Origin of the sequence: Paenibacillus campi (assembly GCF_034659835.1) — a bacterium.
Lineage (GTDB): Bacteria > Bacillota > Bacilli > Paenibacillales > Paenibacillaceae > Saccharibacillus > Saccharibacillus campi.
This window is the reverse complement of the sequence record NZ_JAXSQZ010000009.1, coordinates 81,489-100,694: the sequence shown is the minus strand read 5'-3', so window position 1 is coordinate 100,694 and position 19,206 is coordinate 81,489. Positions and strand designations below refer to the sequence as shown.

Sequence of the window (19,206 nt, the reverse complement as noted above, 5' to 3'; positions counted from 1 at the left end):
CGGTTCAGCTCCAGTCGGTGTACAGATCGGTACGGCGGTCGCGCCAAGTCGTGACCGAGCCTTGTTCGCGCACATTGTATAGCAATTCCAGATCAAGATCAGCGGTAATGATCATATCGTCGTTAAGCTCGCCTTCTGCCAAAATGCCACGCGGTGGGAACGGTACATCATTAGGCGTAATGACAGCTGCCTGTCCGAAGTTGCCACGCATAAAATCGACCGTTGGCAGTGAACCGATCGTACCCGTTGTCACTACATACACTTGATTTTCGACCGCACGGGCATGGCTTGTATAACGCACACGATGGAAGCCGTGGCGGTCATCGGTGCATGATGGACAGAAGATCACATCGGCACCGCGTGCTTTAGCCATCCGCACAATTTCGGGAAATTCGATATCATAGCAGGTGAGCAGTGCAATTGTGCCTTTGTCTGTTTCAAACACGTTCAGCTCATCGCCAGCCGACATATTCCATTCCGTTACCTCGGTCGGTGTAATATGTAACTTCGGCTGAGTAGCGACCTGTCCATCGGGATAAAACAGATGGGCGGTATTGTACAGCTTGCCTTCTTTTTCAATCACATGGGTACCACCGATAATATGCGTTTTGCTGTCGGCAGCGAGACGGCGGAACAGCTCGATATATGCTTCAGTAAATTCTGGTAACCGCTCAATGCCAAGCGCAGCGCCGGATTCATCACCGATCGACAGCAATTGGGTCGTAAAAAATTCAGGAAACAAAATAAAGTCAACTGCAAATTCCTGCGCAGTCCGCACATAATGCGTCACCTGCGCCGCAAATTCGTCGAAGGAAGATATCGTATGAAGATGATATTGTACAGCAGATACACGGAATTTCATTGTCGTATTACAGCCCCCTATGCAGGCATCCAACGAGCAGACACCGCTTTTAAAATGAATGTGTACCGATTGCATACACTTCCCTCATCATAACAGAACCGGTATAACGGCAAAAGAGAGGAATACGGGCGATTGTATGGTATGATGAACGAGGGACATTACCAATTATTTTACAAATAATCCAAACTCACGTATATCAATACATACAGCAAGATTACCATCTACTACCTATCCTATCCTAATGCAGGAGTGAGCACATGGAATTTGTAAAGAACTTTCTAATGAATGCCGGTATGATGATCACGCTAGCCTACTTGGCGAATTTGTTATACAAGTATGGGCTGACTCGTCTATCACCGCGATTTAAATATATCCTTTCCGTAATTTTGCTCGTTTTTGCCGGTTGGCTTAGCTCGTTTTTTGGTTTTCGGTTGCCAGATCATATTATCTTTGATCTGCGCTTTGTGCCGTTAATCGTGGCGGCTGTCATCTATGCACGTCCGTCGATCATTATGCTCGTCGGTCTCGGTATCGGTTTGACGAGGTTTACGTTTGGGTTTACCGAGGCGGCGCTAATCGGTTGTATCAATGTTACAATGCTTGGCGTCGTTTGTGCGCTACTGAATTGGTGGATGCGTCAAAGTCACGCCAAACTAGCGGTCAAAGGGCTGGTGACCGTGCTTACGGTCAATCTGGTCAATGTGATCAATTTGGCGGTGATCGGCATTTTGCCACTCAAACAATATGTATTGGAAATTGTGCCGATTATGCTGCCGACATCGATCTTTCTAAGTACAGTCATGCTGCTGTTATTGCGTGAATTTCATCTCGAACAACAGCGCCGACTGCAAATTGAACATGCGAACCGGTTGTTGTCCAGACAGACGGAACAATTGCAGCAGGCACATAGTGTGCTTGAAGAACGCGCACATCAGTTGCTGTTATCGTCTCAATACAAATCCGAATTTTTGGCGAATATGTCGCATGAGCTGCGCACACCGCTTAATAGCATTATTAATCTCGCCCAGATGATGTCAGAGCAGGAGCAAGAGCGCACACCCGGTGAGACGAAGCTATATAGCGATATGATCTATCGCTCTGGGCTGGATTTGCTGGAACTGATTAACGATGTGCTTGATCTGTCAAAGGTGGAGGCGGGTAAGCTGAAAATTGTGCAGGAAGAAGTGAATGTGAGCGAAATTCCAGAGCTGCTGCATATGCATTTTGAAATGACTGCTGCCCGCAAAGGATTGCAGTTTCACATTACACAGGAGCAGCCATTGCCCGAACTGATCGTGTCCGATTCGCAGCGTGTGCAACAGATTTTGCGCAATTTGCTGGCGAATGCATTCAAATTTACTCAAGAAGGCAGTGTAACGCTGCATATTCATGTAGCTGAAGAAACGGTGGACGACCAAATATTGCACTGGCTTGTGTTCGATGTGACAGACACTGGCATCGGCATTGCCGACACAAAGCATCAATTGATCTTCGAAGCGTTCCAACAGGCAGACGGTTCGATCACACGCCAGTACGGCGGTACCGGTCTCGGCTTATCGATCAGCCGCGATCTTGCCCATTTGTTAGGCGGGCATTTGCGTTTACAGAGTGAGGAGGGCAAAGGCAGTACATTTTCATTGTATTTGCCAATTCCGTGATAGCTGATCGGTTGGGCAGTAGCTAGTAGACAACGGTAGCTTGATCGCGCGAAATGGTTGTTTGAACAACGGAAATAGTTCTCGTTTAAAATAATGAAACGAGATATTTAGGAGTTATTATGATGAAATGATAATCAGGGTAATTTAAAAGTGCGATCTGGTTGTTACATCGACCCAAATGACGTTGAGACTTTATCGAATTTTATGCGAATAAGCCCGAGATGAAGTATAGCTGATAGCTGCGGATCATTTGATGGAAGCAAGCTGCCGACATATCGACTTTTATTCGCTATCTGTTTATGCATAATTGCTAATCGTGATGATTGAGCGGATAAAAGATAGAGGAGCATGATGCATAAACTGAAACTGGATCGGCTAAGCGAATGGTATGATGTACGATGGATGGAACGATCCAGAACGCTATGCGCTTACTGTTTCCAATCATAGTGTTGCCAAAATGGAACGTCCATCCGCTACAATGCAGTGTTGCCAATGCAGCGTCTGCCCGCTAGAATAATGAAGATGATGGATGCGCTGGTTAGTGCATAAGCAGGCGTCAGCCGCTGGCTGGTCGTTCAACTGACCGCATGGCGTTATGTTGCCGAGTGATGATGACATCGATCATGTGGTATAAGCTGCTGCCGGATGATCCTCACACTGATCACATTACTTATTGTGCTACCAGCACGAATTAATTTACGAAAAGAGGGCGTTATGTATGAGCAAACAACCGATTGCAACCGATCGTGCACCGGGCGCACTGGGCCCATATTCCCAAGCGATTGATACAGGTATGTTTATTTTCGCTTCCGGTCAGCTTGGTTTAGACCCGGTTAGCGGCGAATTAGCGGAAGGCGTACAGGAGCAAGCACGTGTCGCTTTGCAAAATGTCGTAGCTGTATTAGAAGCAGCAGGCAGCAGTCTTGATCAAGTCGTGAAAACGACTGTGTTTCTGCACGACATGAACGATTTCGCAGCAATGAACGAAATTTACGGTCAATTTTTCCAAGAGCCATACCCGGCACGCAGTGCGGTACAGGTTGCCCGTCTGCCGAAGGATGCGTTAGTGGAAATTGAAGTGATCGCGCTGAAAAAGTAAGCAGCCACTGTACAGAAGTGAGTATGATCTGGCAGTGCGCATGACGGCAAGCATACAGATGAACGATTCACGATCAGACCGCTCTAACGGATTTAGCAAAAAGTCTGCATCGGAAGCGTAATGTTTAATGTTTGAACCGATCATTGCTGCGCTTATTAAACGATACAACACGAAAAGCTTTGCCTTCAACTATAGCGTCCGGTACGTACAAGCCCGGTTGCTCTGAGGGCAAAGCTTTTAGTTTACACGGAAAAGCAGACATGATGGCATCACGATTGACTTGTGTTATCATCGCTTAAATTTACGTTTGCAGTCATCGGTTAGACGTTGCCGGATAGCAGCTTCAATCCCTGGCGTTATTTCGTACAAAAAACATCCAAATTGCCGACACAAGCAATACAACAGCGATCACGATGGCTGACCACCATACGATTTGCAAATCAGGATGTTTTACCGCAATCGCTACATACGCCCATACAAACACAAGCGGATAAATGCTATCACGGAAACGGTAGCTAATGACGAGCGCAATGAGCGCACCGACGATCAAACCTATGACTGACCAGACAGTCGGTGAAAGCCCGAAACCTGACCATTCATTTTTGTTGAGTGCGATCCCTATGTTTAAAATGGTAGCGACCGATACCCAGCCCATATAAATGCTATATGGCAACTTGACGAACCAGATTTGTGCGATCGTCGGATGGACGATACGGCGGATTTTTACGTACGGTATGATCAGTGTTACGAGCAGCAATACGATCACGAGTACGGCGATCTCCAGCTGCAAGCTATGCCAGAGTAGCAACCAGCCCATATTACAGAGCGAATTCAAAAACAGCCACGGCCCAATCGTCAGCACCGCTTCCTGGCTATCGTCGCGATCGCGGAACTGGTAAATGATAAACCCGATCAGCAGTACATAAATAATCGACCAGATCGAGAACGCATAACCAGCCGGTGTGATATACAGCTCATATTGATCCGATATCTGCCCGGTGTCCCTGCCGAACAGTGTTAGCGCTGATGCCATATAATTGACAACAAGCACCGCAGCAATACCGAGCACGTTCAGCCAGCGATACATATTCAGTTTTCCCAAATGAATTGCCTCCTTGTAAAAAGTTAATAGTGCTGTTAGAGGACAGTACGTTAATTATATACCCTGCATGAAGCTGTTCACCAACATGACCGATTCAGATTTTAAAAGAAAAGTTCTTCTTTAAAATGATAGCGTTACCAAAAAAACGAACATAATCGACATCATTTTGACAATGTTTGGGTATATAACAATATATTGCGATTTGAAATATGGAAATTTTCCATAGATTGACGGCACATCGGTTTGATCACAGCAAGTTGGTTATACATAACGGTGCCGAAGCAAAATGCTCATGCTGAAGGGGTTGAAATGATGAACAATATTGGAGTATCGGAGGCAACACGCGGTGCCGCCAAAAGCGCTGGGCGCAAACGGCTATTGCAATGGCTACATCAAATTGTATTTGTAGGCCCGGCGACATTTTTCTTTATTTTGATTGTTGTGATTCCGTTCTTTTTGGGCTTATATTACTCGTTTACCGATTGGAACGGAATTTCGCGTACAGTAAACTGGATCGGGATCGAGAACTATGCTCATATCTTGACCAAAGACCCCGATTTCCGGAATGCGTTTTGGTTTACAGTTCGCTTTACGGTAGTAGGCATTTTGCTGACCAATCTGCTCGGTTTTGTGCTCGCTTATGTGCTCACCAAACCGATCCGTACACGCAATATGATGCGTACGATCTTTTTTATGCCGAATATGATAGGTGGATTGCTGCTCGGTTTTATCTGGCAGTTTATTTTTATTCGCGGTTTTGCGGCAGTTGGTGAAGCGACGGGAATTAGCTTGTTCAATTTGCCGTGGCTGGGCGATCGGGCGACCTCATTTTGGGGCATTGTGATCGTGTTTGTGTGGCAGACTGCCGGGTATTTGATGGTCATTTACATTTCATCGCTTAATAATATTCCGAAAGATGTGCTGGAATCGGCGGAAATTGATGGCGCCAATCGGATGCAGGTCGTGCGTCATATTATTTTGCCGCTCGTGATGCCAGCGGTAACGATCTGTCTGTTCTTGGCGATCTCGTGGGCGTTCAAAATGTTCGATCTCAATCTGGCGTTAACCGGTGGCGGGCCGTTTAAAGCGACCGAATCGGTAGCACTGGACATTTATAACGAAGCGTTTACGAACAACCGTCTCGGACTCGGCACGGCAAAGGCAATTATTTTCTTCGTAATTGTCGCGATCATTACGACCATTCAGGTACGCGCGACCAAGAGCAGGGAGGTTGAGATGTAATGGACGTACAGAGCAGATATACCGTTCGTACTTTGATTTTGGAAATAATCGTGATCATCGTCGGCTTGATCTTCCTCATTCCATTTTATTTTCTGGCGGTGAATTCGGTAAAGTCGTTCGGGGATATTTTATCCAATTCGGCGTCATGGCCGCAGCAGTTTGTATGGAGTAATTATGCGGAGGCGTGGAAGGCGATCGATTTCCCGTCCGCGCTCGGCAACTCGCTCATTATTACGGTGGTGAGTGATATTTTGCTCGTGTTGATTAGTGCGATGGCGGCGTATCAGATGGTGCGACGGCCGAGTCGTTTTAATCAAATATTGTATTTTGTGTTTGTAGCGGCGATGGTCATTCCGTTTCAATCGATTATGCTGCCACTGGTGGAGATGGCGAGCAAATATGGACTGAACAACAGCCGGATTGGGCTCATTATTAGTTATCTTGGTTTTGGGGCGCCGTTATCGGTGTTTTTGTTCCACGGGTTTGTAAAGACGGTACCACTGGAAATTGAGCAGGCGGCACGGGTGGACGGTTCGAATCGGTACGGTGTCTTTTTCCGGATCGTCTGTCCGCTGATGATGCCGATGTTTGTGACGGTTATTATTTTGAACACATTGTGGATTTGGAATGACTATTTGTTACCATCGCTTATTTTGTCCAGTCCGGAATTGCGGACGATTCCGATTGCAACGTATAGCTTTTTTGGACAGTATACGAAGCAATGGGATATGGCGCTGCCGGCGCTCGTGCTCGGTATTACGCCGATCATTATCTTTTTCCTGTTTTTACAGCGCTATATTATTCAGGGCATTACCGCCGGTTCAGTGAAAGGGTAACGATTGCCGAGCGGCATTGGATTGCGGTGAAATTAGAGCGTATACACTGACCAGCTTACATTCAATGACTGATTAACTACATGTTATGAAAAACACATTAGAAGCGTAACATAAAAACATCTCTGCTCTGCAATATCAAACTACCTATTGAACGTGATCAACCGACTAGCACAATCGGTGAAATTCATCCGATTGAACGACTTGAACGACACGTTACGTCATCTTTACATGGTACAGATAGATCAACAAAGGGTTTACGGATTGGAGGACGTGTATATGAAGAAGCGATGGCTTACTCCACTGCTGCTGTTGACGGTGCTGGCGCTTGTCGTTGCAGGTTGTGGCAATGATAATGACAGTCATTTATCCGCCAGCGGCAAAAAGGTGATTCAGATTTATCAAGGTAAAGTCGAGATTGCCGATGCGCTTGCCCGGCTGAAAGTGGAATATGAGAAACAGCATCCAGATGTGGAGCTGCAAATTCAGTCGGTTGGTGGTGGGGCGGACTATGCGGCATCATTGAAAGCGAAGTTTGCCGCCGGGGATGTACCGGACATTTTCACTAATGGTGGGGATGAAGAAATGAATCTATGGCTGGAATATTTGGAAGATTTATCGGATCAGCCGTGGGTGAATGATCTGGTCGACGGTGCTGCCGCTCAGGTTAGCAAAGACGGGCATATTTACGGTCAACCGAACGGGTTGGAAGGGTTTGGATTTATTTACAATAAAGATATTTTTGCCAAAGTAGGCATTACACAAGTGCCGACGACGATCGATGAGCTGCGCGCCGTCTGTGAGAAGCTGAAGGCGGCAGGGTATACGCCATTTTCGAACGGTTTTCAGGAGTGGTGGGTGCTGGGCAATCACAATGTGACGATTCCGTTCTCGCATCAGCCTGACCCAGACAAATTTATTCAGGAGTTGGATAACGGAACCGCGCAAATTCCGGGCAATGAAAAGTTTAATGAATGGCTGAATTTGCTTGATTTGATGGTGAAGTACGGTAATCCGAATCCGCTGACGACCGATTACAATACACAGGTGACGCTGTTTGCGGACGGCAAAGCGGCGATGATGCAGCAGGGTAACTGGACACAGGTGCAAATCGATGGCATCAAACCAAATATGAATATCGGGTTAATGCCGATGCCGATTAATGATAATAAGGAAGAAAATGACCGCGTATTTGTACGTGTACCAAACAACTGGGTCATTTACAAAGATTCGCCAGTTAAGAAGGAGGCAAAACAGTTCCTCAACTGGCTCGTCACTTCCGACACAGGCAGACATTATATTACCGATGAATTTAAATTCGTACCTGCTTTCAAAAGCATTAAAACAACCGATAAGCAGCTTGGTCCAATCGGTGCCGACATCGTACGTTACAATGAAGCAGGCAAAACGCTGCCGTGGATTTTCCCAAAATTCCCGATGGGGCTGAGCAAAGACTATGCCAGCACGATGCAGGCGTATCTTGCCGGAGAGCTGACCCGCGCGGAAATGTTACAGCAAATGCAAGAGCAATGGGTGAATTTGCAATTGCGGTAAGGGGAGTACAGGCTGGGAAATGGGCGATGATTAGGCAAATACGAGCTTGATACGCAGCAAGCAAATTATCGTGGCACAGGTTAATTGTTGGCGTAGTAAATTAGCAATCCGTCAGTAGTCAGCTTATAATAACAAGTAGGCAAGTTGAACGATAGGAATAGTTTAAAGACGAGCTGCGCTAAGCGATAAGTTTGATGTGACAACATCGCTTAGCTTCAGCGCATCCGCATATTCAACCGCAGCAGAGGCGCCAGCTTAACAGGCGCGCCGTCAGCCATTTTTACATTATGAACAGCCGGGCGATCGCATGAATACGATCGTTCCGGCTATTGTTTATTGAATGTAAATAGATATGGTGCAAACGTTAGCACTAATGCTATGATACTTGATAGCAGACAGAAATTTTCTGTGGCGGCAGATTGAAGGCAGGACAGACGGCTTATATACATTTTATACTTTATCGTCGCCCCGCTCTTGAAGAAACCTTCACCCAGATACATACATCGTACGTTCATGCGGGCGGCTTGTCCCAATCTGTGCCCATCTCAAAATACCAGTCATGGAGGGAACAACAAATGATGGAAGATACGAGCGAAGCGATACACCCCGACAAAGCGGATGCACCGGTCATACAGGAAGTCTGGAATACATTCGGACAACTGCGCGATTGGCGTGAATATGATGGCGCTTACTTGTGTCACGGTCAGAAAGCGGGCGCAGCGTTAGTCTTTTTTTCGCCAACTGAATTTCGGTTTAAAGTGTTTGGAGAAGGTGTAATCGATCTGACGACGACGATCGCTGTACTGCCGCCAAAGGAAATTTTCAAGCCGGAAATTGAGGAAAATGAGCAGCAACTTCAGTTTTTGACAGGTGAGCTGACGGTATCGATTGAGAAGCAAACGTTTGCACTGACGGTGACCAACAAAGAGGGCATCGAAGTGGCACGGCAGGACAGTCTGAGTTGGAGCCCGCGTGGAGCAATGAGTGCGTTGTTTACTATGCAGGATGATTCGCATTTTTATGGTCTAGGTGAGAAATCGAGCTTTCTGGACAAACGCGGTGAACGGTATACGATGTGGAATACGGATGTGTATGCACCGCATATGCCGGAAATTGAAGCGTTATATGAATCGATTCCGTTGCTAATCCATATGCACAGCGGTATCAATTATGGCATTTTCCTCGATAACCCGGGTCGTTCGGAGTTTGATATGCGTTCACACGGTGTAGCGTATACGATCGGCTGTATGACAGGTGCGTATGATATTTATTTTATTTATGGCCCGGAATTGAAACAGGTCGTCAGTCGGTATACAGCGCTGACCGGACGGATTACGCTGCCGCCCAAATGGTCGCTTGGCTATCATCAGTCCCGCTACAGTTATATGAGTCAGACGGAAGTGATGACGCTGGCGCGTACGTTCCGTGAAAAACAAATTCCGTGTGATGTGATCTATCTGGATATTCATTATATGGATGAATATCGTGTGTTTACGTTTGATAAAATTCGTTTCCCCGATCCGAAAGGGATGATTGCCGAGCTGCGTGAAATGGGCATTCGGATCGTACCGATCGTCGACCCAGGCGTGAAAAAAGACCCAAAATATAAAATCTACCGTGAAGGTGTGCAGGAGGAACATTTCTGTCGCCGGTTAGAAGGGGATATTTATTTTGGCGATGTGTGGCCGGGCACGAGTGCATTTCCAGACTTTACCGAGACACGTACAGCCAAATGGTGGGGCGATTTGCATGAATTTTATACATCGCTCGGTATCGATGGCATTTGGAACGATATGAACGAGCCAGCGATATTTAATACGCTCAAAACGATGGACCCGGATGTGATGCATCTAAACGATGGCGATCCGGTCACCCATGAGGAAATTCACAATTTGTACGGTATGTATATGTCGCGGGCGACGTATGAAGGGATGAAAAGTCATATGAACGGGCGCCGTCCGTTTGTGCTGACCCGTGCTGGTTATTCCGGCATTCAGCGTTATGCGGCGATTTGGACAGGTGACAACCGCAGTTTCTGGGAGCATATGGCGATGGCGATGCCGATGGTGCTGAATATGGGGCTGTCCGGGCTGCCGTTTGCCGGGCCGGATATCGGCGGTTTTGCGTATCATACGTCAGCACAGTTGCTTGTACGCTGGACGCAAATGGGTGTGTTTTTCCCGTATTGTCGTAACCATTCGGCGCTAGGCACGACCCGCCAGGAACCGTGGTCGTTTGGCGAAAAGGTAGAGGAAATTGTGCGTGAATATATCAGTTTGCGTTATCGCTGGATGCCGCATCTGTACAATCTGTTTTATGAATCGTCCCAGACGGGGATGCCGATTATGCGTCCGCTGCTGCTGGAATATCCGCATGATCCGAAAGTGACTAATCTGTGCGATCAGTTTCTGCTGGGACCGAACGTGATTATCGCGCCGGTATATCGTCCGGATACGGATTATCGGGCGGTCTATTTGCCGGAAGGGGTATGGCATGATTATTGGACAGGTGAGAAACATGCAGGCGGACGCACGATTTTAGCCGATGCACCGCTGGATGTGCTGCCAATCTATGTGCGTGCCGGTGGGATTGTCGCTGAAGGGGCGCTACATCAATATAGCGGTGATCATGACAGCGATGATGTGGTCACATTCCATCTGTACGGTGCGGAAGCAAAGCCGGATTTCCGGGCGGAGTATACGCTGTATGAAGATGATGGTGAGACATTTGCGTATGAGAGTGGTAAAACGTCCAAATTGTACATTCGTGCACAAGGGCAATACGATGCGCTGCGGCTGAAGATTCAGTATATCGAGGATACGTATGTGGCAAAACGTCAGCATTTACGGTTTACACTGCGGCAACCGGGTTTTACGCCGTCTGCGATTGAGCAATTAAGCCGGATTACATTGGACGAGCTTGCCGAAGGTGGAATCGGTTGGAGTCTGGATGAGAGCAGCGGGGATATTTTGATCCAGATTGAAGATCGGAAGCTGGATGAGCTAGTGTTGAAGGTGTAGGCGGTGTAGTTGGGAGAGTCATGCAGGAGTTGTATTGCTGAAAAGAAAGTTAGGTCTGATTGTGTTGAGCTTGTTGATTGTGATCGTTTTGATTTCACAAAGTGCTGCTCAACGCTATACAGCGGAAACGATAGCATTTTTATATGTAAACATGACACACAGCGATCGCAAAATTGTTGGGATCGAGTATGTTAGTGCTTTTGATCATGATGTGGTGAGCTTGAAAAGTAAAACAGCGGAAACGAGCAGTTTGTCATTTTCGCCAACTTTTTTCCCGGTTATACTTGATTATGATTCGGAGCATCCGCCGGCTTAAGATTGCATGGGGATGACGGGACTAATGAATACAGACTTGAAAAGCCCACGTAGGTGTAATGTGGGCTTTTCAGCATCGTAACAGGCAGCTTAAGATTCGGAACTATCACTTGTTACGGATTACGATCGATAGATGGCATAAGCTGATGATTAATGTGACTAGTGTGATGGCTAAGGTGATGTAGGATAGCATGGATACACCTCCTTGTAGATCGTTTGGGTGTTGCTTTGGGTTTGCTTTGGATGCTATCGGGGATAGCGTTGTAAAATGTACGTGGTGGATGTTTGAGTTTTTTTGAAACTTTGTTAAAAATAGCTTTTAAACGTTAGTTTAGATAGGTATAATGATGTTAGGGCGAGGGGGAGTAAATCCCCCTCGGTGATTTTAGTTACCGGTCTTCGAGCGCTTGCGACGCTTGGAGACCTTTTTATTTTGGCGCTTTTTGATTTGTGTATACAGATTCATAACTGCAATCGTTAAATAAATAAGCGCCGTCAGAAGTGTAAGCATGTTATCATCTCCTAACGATTTCACTATACAATTAACACTTATTTAAGTCATTAAAATATTGGAGAAATCAGAATATGGATATACACTGCGATGATAGGATTGCTAGTCATCATTAAATATCAGATAAACGTTGTTATTATCTGTGCTCGGTAAGTAAATAGTTGACATGGTATAATCTTTTGTGTGGAAAACATCGATAACATCATAGTGGATAAGATTAGCGTACGATAGAGTTTACCTTGCATTCATGGAGATGATCGACATGCAATCATGCTGGATTGGAATAGATATAGGTGGGACAGCGATCAAAGGCGCGCTCGTGAATGAGCACGGGCAGATGATTGAACGGATGGAGTTGCCAACACGGGCAGAGCAAGGTGCGGATTATATTTTGGGACGGGTGCTGTATATTGCTAATGAGTTAAAAAGTATCGTATATGACAATGTAAAACGCTCTTTTATTACAGTACATGGCATCGGTATCGGTTCGGCTGGGCGTATTGATCGCGAAAGTGGCGTCGTGCTTGAGGCGACCGATAATTTGCCGGGTTGGAAAGGATTGCATTTGACGGAGAAAGTAGCGGAAGCGACCGGATTGCCAGTGTATGCGGTTAATGATGCTCATGCCGCCGCAGCCGGTGAGGATTGGATCGGAGCGGCACGGATGATTGAATCGTGGATTATGTTGACGATCGGGACGGGAATCGGCGGTGCGCTCGTACATTATGGGGAGATTATTTCCGGTCAATATGGTGGTGCAGGAGAATTAGGGCATATGATTTTGCATCCGGGCGGGCTGCCTTGTAATTGTGGTAAACGTGGTTGTGTAGAGCAGTACATATCTGGCACAGCACTCAATCGACTTGCACGTCAATATCAACCGGACTGGACATCCCATACGTTGCTGGAAGCAGCACAATGTGGAGAGACTGGGGCGCATTATATTTTGGATAACTGGTTGAATGATCTAGCCAATACGCTTATTAATCTTGATCAAATCTTTGATCCGCAGGCAATTGTAATTGGTGGCGGCATCATTGTTACACGTGAAACATGGTGGCTGCGACTCATTCAGCGTATCGACGAATTGGGCGGATATCCGGTACAGCTAGAGCCTGCTATGCTTGGCAACCACGCCGGGATGGTTGGTGCAGCGCGAATTGCGATGCAGCGTCATGCGCTGTTATCTAGTTGATGCAGAAACAGGTGCAAAGAGCACAAGCACAGAGTGGTGGTAGTTACGTGATGTGCAGCGATTGTGTACAGGCACTGTAAAAGTGGCGATAATGGTAAAGGTAAATAGGTCGATGTTTATGTACCGATATATGCAGTACGTTGTAGCAACAGCGTTTAGTGTTAAACATATTGTACGATCGTTTCCAACGAAGCCAAGCTGATATAGATGCAAACGGCACAGCAATTCCGAATTAACGGAGTAGCGGTGCCGTTTTGTTTATATAAGAGGGAGGATCGTGAATAGAAAGTTAGCTCGTAAAACGTAATCTCAACGCGGCTCATTTCATTGCTCATTAGACTATAAAATGACGCGTATGACAGTTGGAAGACACCGCCGGGACTGTGTTTATGCTGCACGATTACTTTGCCTGCACAGCTATATTTACTCCACATAAGCGTCCAAAATGTGCCGCGCCTGACGAATGCGGTCGGCATCAAGTGGAAACAGGATGTTTCCTTGCTGGCGTACAGCACTGCCCAGATGAATCTCACGCGTTCCGGTGCGGCGTACAAAGTCGCCCAGCGTCTCCAATGTCAGTCCGGCACCTGCGATAAGCGATAGTGAATGCTGGTCAGCTAACTGGATCAGTTGTGGAAACTCGTCCACCGCTTCCAATACGGAAGGCTGTCCGCCTGATGTAAGAATGCGTGTAATTAGAGGGTACTGACCGAGTGTATGAATGCTCTCGTGCAGATCGGTTGTTTCATCAAAGGCACGGTGAAACGTGATCTGGATCGCGCTTTGTTGCTGCTGAGCGGCATCGATTATACGCTGTAGCGCATGTTCGTCAATTCGTGCGTGCCCATCCAGTACACCAAGCACGAGCGCAGTCGCCCCGCTGCGGGCAACATAGCGCACATCACGTAGCATCATGTCCAAATCGTCCTGACTGTAGGTGAAGTTGCGACTATGTGGGCGAATCATCACGTGAATAGGAATCGTAAGCTGCGCCACGATCTGTTCAACCATGCCGAGGCTTGGCGTTAGCCCGCCTTCGCCTTGTGCACAGATTAGCTCAATCCGATCTGCACCGGCAGCTTCGGCAATGCGTGCATCCTCGGCGGTAGTGGCGATCACTTCAAGCGCTATTCGTTTTCGTTTCATCGATGTGCTCCTTTGCGGTTATGTGCGTTTTGACTTTATTTTACGTGTGTATGCTTTAAACTTCTATAGCTTGTTGTATATTGCATATTCTGGCTAGACTGCTTACAGGATTGTGAAATTATCAACTCAAGCAGGTTCAGCTGTTCCTGATCGTGTGCGGGGACAGCCCTTTTTTCAACAGATCGTAGTGGATGACCGATACATATATGAAGTCGGCAATGTCACCGACTGTATTGGATAGATTTATGATCATATCCCATCAGCATCCGTATTCACTCAAAAGCTTGCGTCTGACCGAAGGCTCGGTAAGAAATTGGAGAGTGTTTTTTACTGGGCATTTCACAGTGATTTATCCAAATATACGTATAAATGACCGAGAAACCGCGTAATTAAACGGTTTTATAAATAAAGGAGGGATGGCATTTTTCCATAAGCAATCTTATAATAGATAAGATACCTGCTGCGGGTGCGACAATTGTGCGCCAGTGCAGGCAAAGCAACAGAGGACCGAGACAAGCTTGCTTTCAAGTGATGAAAGGGAACCCTGTGATGAAATTAAACACTAAATACAACGATCGCAAAGATTTGACCGAGATGGACGGGAGACGATGATGGATCAACCGTTATATGGAATATGGATTGGGGACGTATTTTTTTGTTTTTCCGGCGAGATGTCCGAGCCGAAAGTGGATGCATGGATGAAAGTGATGCGCCGTTTGCAATTGCCAGCGGGTATTCGTCCATTTGCGCAATCCGGTTTACGTTTGGCAGAGTTGAAGTCCGGGCCGGTGAGCGGCAATGGAAATGGAAATGCAACCCGTGAGCCGATCGCACGGCGTGCTGGACGCAACAAACGACTGCCTGGACGGATGGTGGAAGGGCTTGCCCTGTCTGCTGAGCAAGCCTACGATCTGCTGCTCGCCTGGGATGAGCAGGCGATCACCGCACAAGGCGTCAAGCCGGGCGGCGAGATGGCATACTGGCAAACGGTTGCCCGTTTTGCTCGCAAGCTGCTGCGTGACGGCAAAATCGTACCGGATAGCCGCATCGTAGCAGGCACCGGACGGCGCAGTGCGCAGGCGTCATTATATGGCGTATGGAAGCCGCTGCTCGTTGGGGAAGATCGTGAGATGTTCGCACGGCTGGCGGAAGCGATCCCGATGATCGGGTTATCTGCATTATCGCTGTTTGCTTCATCCGAACCGCCGGTCGCTTCACGTGCACGCGCTGAAGTGCTGCATTCATTCCTCGTAGCGATGATGGATGCGGAAGTGCGCCGTATGTTGCGTGATGCTGGTTATGGCAAGTTCCGTATGTATCAGGCGAGTTATCGCCGTGGCACATCGCCGCAGGCGCATTTGTGGTGGAATACGTTATTTGATGCATCCAGTGAGCTGGCGGTACAAGGTACTGCCGAAGATATGGCAGTGCTGGAGCAGGATATTCGGATGCACAGCCATGCGGAAGTGCCGCTGCCTGAAGCGGGTGCAGTAAGCAGCACAGCAGGCGAGCTATCGCTTGTCGTACGGTTGGAACCGCCACAGGAGCAAGGGGCTGCCGGGATGCAACAATGGCGCATGAGCTTCTGGGCGGGCGATGAGTCCGATCCGGCAGTGCTGCTTCCGGCTGCGCTGTTATGGCGTCATGAAGGTGATGATCTGATGGTGCGCGGTCGCACCTATGAACAGGTGCAGCGCTCGCTGCTGTCCCAGCTTGGACAGGCGGCGGAATGCTCACCGATCGTGCGGTATTGGATCGATCATGCACATCCGGTAGGCGGCACGATGGAGGCGGCTGACGTATATGCCTTTTTGAAAAATGATGTATCCCGGCTGCGCAAAGCGGGCATTATCGTACAAATTCCGTCGCGCTGGACGCGGGAAGGTAAACGTCGTACCGGGCTGAAGCTAAAAGTCAAAACGTCACAACTGCATGAAAAGCGCAACCCACACGAATCGGCTCGACTCGGTATGGAACAGATGATATCGTTTGAGCCGGAAGCGGTGCTGGATGGCAGGACGCTTAGCTCGGCAGAGCTTGCCGAGATTGTGAAAAATGGCGTGCCGCTCATTCCGCTTGATGGCGGCTGGGTTGAAGTTGATCTGAACGAAATCAAGCAGGTGCTGCGCTTTATTCGACGCCATGAAGAAGGCGAGATTTCGTTTAATGAACTGATGCATATTTATGCCGAGGAACAGGATGCATTGTGGAATGGACTGCATATTTTTGAAATTGAAACGAATCCGCTACTGAGCAGTCTGATGGAGGGCAGCGCCTGGCGTGATCTGTCCAAGCGCGACGTGCCGGAAGGGCTGCACGGTACACTGCGTCCGTATCAAGAACGCGGTTTCCAATGGCTGGCGACGATGCGTGATCTTGGTTTTGGCGCATGTTTGGCGGACGATATGGGACTTGGCAAAACGGTACAGGTGATTACCTGTATGCTTGATCAGCCGGTGCATGCGCCGCGCCTGATCGTCTGCCCAACATCACTGCTGGGCAATTGGCAGCGGGAGTTGGAGCGATTTGCGCCGGAGATGCAAATGTATATTCATCATGGCAGTCGCCGTCCGCGTGGCGAACAATTTATCGCTGCGGCAAAAGCTCATGACATCGTGCTGACGACTTATCATCTTGCCGGGCGGGATGGCGAAGATTTGCGCCAGGTAGAGTGGTCGTCGATCGTATTAGATGAGGCACAATATATTAAAAACTACCGTACGAAACAGGCGCAAAGCGTGATGAAACTGAATGCGCCGCACCGGATCGCAATGACCGGCACACCGGTGGAAAATCGCTTGAGCGAGTTATGGTCGATTTTCCAATTTCTGAATCCAGGCTATTTGGGCACATCGTCTTCATTCCGGCAAATGTACAATACGGCGGTAGGGCCGGAAGCCGAAGGGCGGCTGTCCACATTGCGCAAGCTGGTCGCGCCATTTATGCTGCGACGTTTGAAAAGCGATCCGGACATTCGCCGCGATCTGCCGGACAAAATTGAGCTGAAATCATATTGTTATATGACGGTTGAGCAGGCGGGCATGTACCAAAGTGTCGTATCGGATATGCTTGGCAAAATGAGCAATAGCGAAGGCATTACACGCAAAGGAATCGTATTGTCGTCGCTGACCAAACTAAAGCAAATTTGCGACCATCCGTATTTGATCGGCGGTACAGGTAAGCAGGATACGGGCAAACAGGAGCGTTCCGGCAAAATGGCACGTCTGATCGAGCTGCTCGATATGATTCGCGACAGCGGCGAGGCGGCGCTTGTATTTACCCAGTATGTGGAGATGGGCGAGCTGCTCACGTCCCGACTGGGCAGACATTATGGGGAGCAACCGTTTTTCCTGCATGGCGGTGTGAGCAAAGCGAGCCGGGACGAGATGATTCGTCTGTTCCAGCAAGGTGAAGGTCCACCGATTTTCGTGTTATCGCTAAAAGCGGGCGGTGTCGGATTAAATCTGACACGGGCAAATCATGTCGTTCACTATGATCGCTGGTGGAATCCGGCGGTTGAAAATCAGGCGACCGACCGTGTATTCCGGATCGGGCAACAGCGCAATGTGCAGGTGCATAAGCTAATCTGTCAAGGGACGCTAGAGGAACGAATCGACGAATTGATCGAAAGCAAAAAAACGCTTGCCGAGCAAGTGGTCGGTGCAGGTGAGCAGTGGTTGACCGAAATGTCGGATGAGGAGCTGAAACAGCTCGTATCGCTGCAAGCGGCAGAATGGGGGACAGAGGAATGAGTATGAAGCAATGGACGATGCAAGATTGGAAAATCGCCCCTGGCTCGATTCAGGCGACCGTTCGCCCGTTATCCGGCACCGATAGCCGTAAGCTGACCGTTCAAGTCGCCGCCCCGGAGCCGCAGCAATTGCAATTAATGTTGGAGCGACTCAGCTTGTCTGCACTAATGGTAGAGTTGCTACTGCGTACAGAACCGCCTGCTCGTGCTGCCAAACATGCTGCGCCAGCGGCACGATTGTCCGTCTGGAATTTGCAGTTGGCGGATAGCGAACAGGAAGATGAAGCGTCTGCGGCGGAGCGGCTGTTATGCTGTACACCGTATGTGAGTGAGCCGCTGGAGCAGTGGCGGCGCTATATAGGTGACATAGAGATGCACGATGAAGCGGGATTGTTTATACTGAAAGAGACGCATGCACGATTGCGGGAACATCCGCTGCTGGCGTGGCGTCTTGCCGGGTTGGAGCGTGAGTCATTGCAAGAGCACATCTGGAAGCTATGGCGCGGTGATATGCTAACTGCACCGGTGCTCTCATCCGATGAGCTGGATGATGCGACAGATGAGAGTGTGCTTTCGGATGAGCCGAGTCTTGGCAGTTTGCTCGCTGAATCGGCAGCAGCGGGAACACTTCATCAGGTGGGCGAACTGCTCGCTGACGTACAGGCGTATTTGGCACAAGATGAAGCGGCATGGCAACCAACGGCGACCAATGCGCCGGTATTCGGCATAAGTGAAGATGAAGCGCACGAATTGCCAGAGCTTGCCGATCTGTTGCCGGATATTCCTGCCGCATCAAATGGCTATGAAGAAATTCGGCGTCGGATCGCGGAACGAACAAGGCAGCGTTATGCAGCCGCTCGGCGCGGCAAAACCTAATGACCATGTTGCAGAGCCGGAGTTTTCCATTGCCGGCTCTAT

General features: G+C 48.4%; 14 protein-coding genes. 10 read left to right on the top strand and 4 right to left on the bottom strand.

Annotated elements, in window-relative coordinates:
* Positions 1–4: 4 nt before the first annotated feature.
* Entirely contained in the window at positions 5–862 is an 858-nt protein-coding gene (locus U1I11_RS18510; RefSeq protein WP_322907614.1) for a carbon-nitrogen hydrolase family protein, read from the bottom strand.
* A gap of 257 nt (positions 863–1,119) precedes the next feature.
* Between U1I11_RS18510 and U1I11_RS18505 the strand changes: the two genes are divergently transcribed.
* Entirely contained in the window at positions 1,120–2,520 is a 1,401-nt protein-coding gene (locus U1I11_RS18505; protein WP_322907613.1) for an ATP-binding protein, read from the top strand.
* 718 nt (positions 2,521–3,238) lie between these two features.
* Positions 3,239–3,619, top strand: coding sequence for a RidA family protein (locus U1I11_RS18500; RefSeq protein WP_188775782.1), 381 nt, complete (start codon positions 3,239–3,241; stop codon positions 3,617–3,619).
* 343 nt (positions 3,620–3,962) lie between these two features.
* Here U1I11_RS18500 and U1I11_RS18495 read toward each other — a convergent pair whose 3' ends face one another.
* Positions 3,963–4,721 carry a tryptophan-rich sensory protein gene (locus U1I11_RS18495; RefSeq protein ID WP_322907612.1) on the bottom strand — a complete coding sequence of 253 codons (759 nt, stop codon included), beginning with the start codon at positions 4,719–4,721 and terminating at the stop codon, positions 3,963–3,965.
* A 312-nt stretch (positions 4,722–5,033) separates the two neighbouring features.
* Here U1I11_RS18495 and U1I11_RS18490 point away from each other — a divergent pair, with 312 nt between their 5' ends.
* From U1I11_RS18490 to U1I11_RS18470, 5 genes are all read left to right on the top strand, one after another.
* Positions 5,034–5,963 (top strand): carbohydrate ABC transporter permease, encoded by a 930-nt coding sequence (locus U1I11_RS18490; RefSeq protein WP_322907692.1) that lies wholly within the window; start codon positions 5,034–5,036, stop codon positions 5,961–5,963.
* On the top strand, positions 5,963–6,799 hold the full coding sequence (locus U1I11_RS18485) for a carbohydrate ABC transporter permease (RefSeq protein ID WP_322907611.1): 837 nt from the start codon (positions 5,963–5,965) through the stop codon (positions 6,797–6,799). The genes U1I11_RS18490 and U1I11_RS18485 overlap by 1 nt, the downstream gene beginning before the upstream one ends.
* Before the next feature lie 276 nt (positions 6,800–7,075).
* Positions 7,076–8,350: an ABC transporter substrate-binding protein gene (locus U1I11_RS18480; RefSeq protein WP_322907610.1), complete on the top strand. Its 1,275-nt coding sequence runs from the start codon at positions 7,076–7,078 to the stop codon at positions 8,348–8,350.
* Between the two features lie 575 nt (positions 8,351–8,925).
* Positions 8,926–11,370, top strand: coding sequence for a glycoside hydrolase family 31 protein (locus tag U1I11_RS18475; RefSeq protein ID WP_322907609.1), 2,445 nt, complete (start codon positions 8,926–8,928; stop codon positions 11,368–11,370).
* Between the two features lie 34 nt (positions 11,371–11,404).
* The gene (locus tag U1I11_RS18470) at positions 11,405–11,686 is read left to right on the top strand and encodes a hypothetical protein (RefSeq protein WP_322907608.1); all 282 of its coding nucleotides are present in this window, start codon (positions 11,405–11,407) and stop codon (positions 11,684–11,686) included.
* Positions 11,687–12,070: 384 nt separating this feature from the next.
* Here U1I11_RS18470 and U1I11_RS18465 read toward each other — a convergent pair whose 3' ends face one another.
* Positions 12,071–12,196: a hypothetical protein gene (locus tag U1I11_RS18465; protein ID WP_322907607.1), complete on the bottom strand. Its 126-nt coding sequence runs from the start codon at positions 12,194–12,196 to the stop codon at positions 12,071–12,073.
* Between the two features lie 262 nt (positions 12,197–12,458).
* Between U1I11_RS18465 and U1I11_RS18460 the strand changes: the two genes are divergently transcribed.
* Positions 12,459–13,391, top strand: coding sequence for an ROK family protein (locus tag U1I11_RS18460; RefSeq protein WP_322907606.1), 933 nt, complete (start codon positions 12,459–12,461; stop codon positions 13,389–13,391).
* Positions 13,392–13,814: 423 nt separating this feature from the next.
* Here U1I11_RS18460 and U1I11_RS18455 read toward each other — a convergent pair whose 3' ends face one another.
* Positions 13,815–14,537: a copper homeostasis protein CutC gene (locus U1I11_RS18455; RefSeq protein WP_322907605.1), complete on the bottom strand. Its 723-nt coding sequence runs from the start codon at positions 14,535–14,537 to the stop codon at positions 13,815–13,817.
* A gap of 611 nt (positions 14,538–15,148) precedes the next feature.
* Between U1I11_RS18455 and U1I11_RS18450 the strand changes: the two genes are divergently transcribed.
* Entirely contained in the window at positions 15,149–18,289 is a 3,141-nt protein-coding gene (locus tag U1I11_RS18450; RefSeq protein ID WP_322907691.1) for a DEAD/DEAH box helicase, read from the top strand.
* The gene (locus U1I11_RS18445; RefSeq protein WP_322907604.1) at positions 18,286–19,164 is read left to right on the top strand and encodes a hypothetical protein; all 879 of its coding nucleotides are present in this window, start codon (positions 18,286–18,288) and stop codon (positions 19,162–19,164) included. The genes U1I11_RS18450 and U1I11_RS18445 overlap by 4 nt, the downstream gene beginning before the upstream one ends.
* The last annotated feature ends 42 nt before the right edge of the window (positions 19,165–19,206 follow it).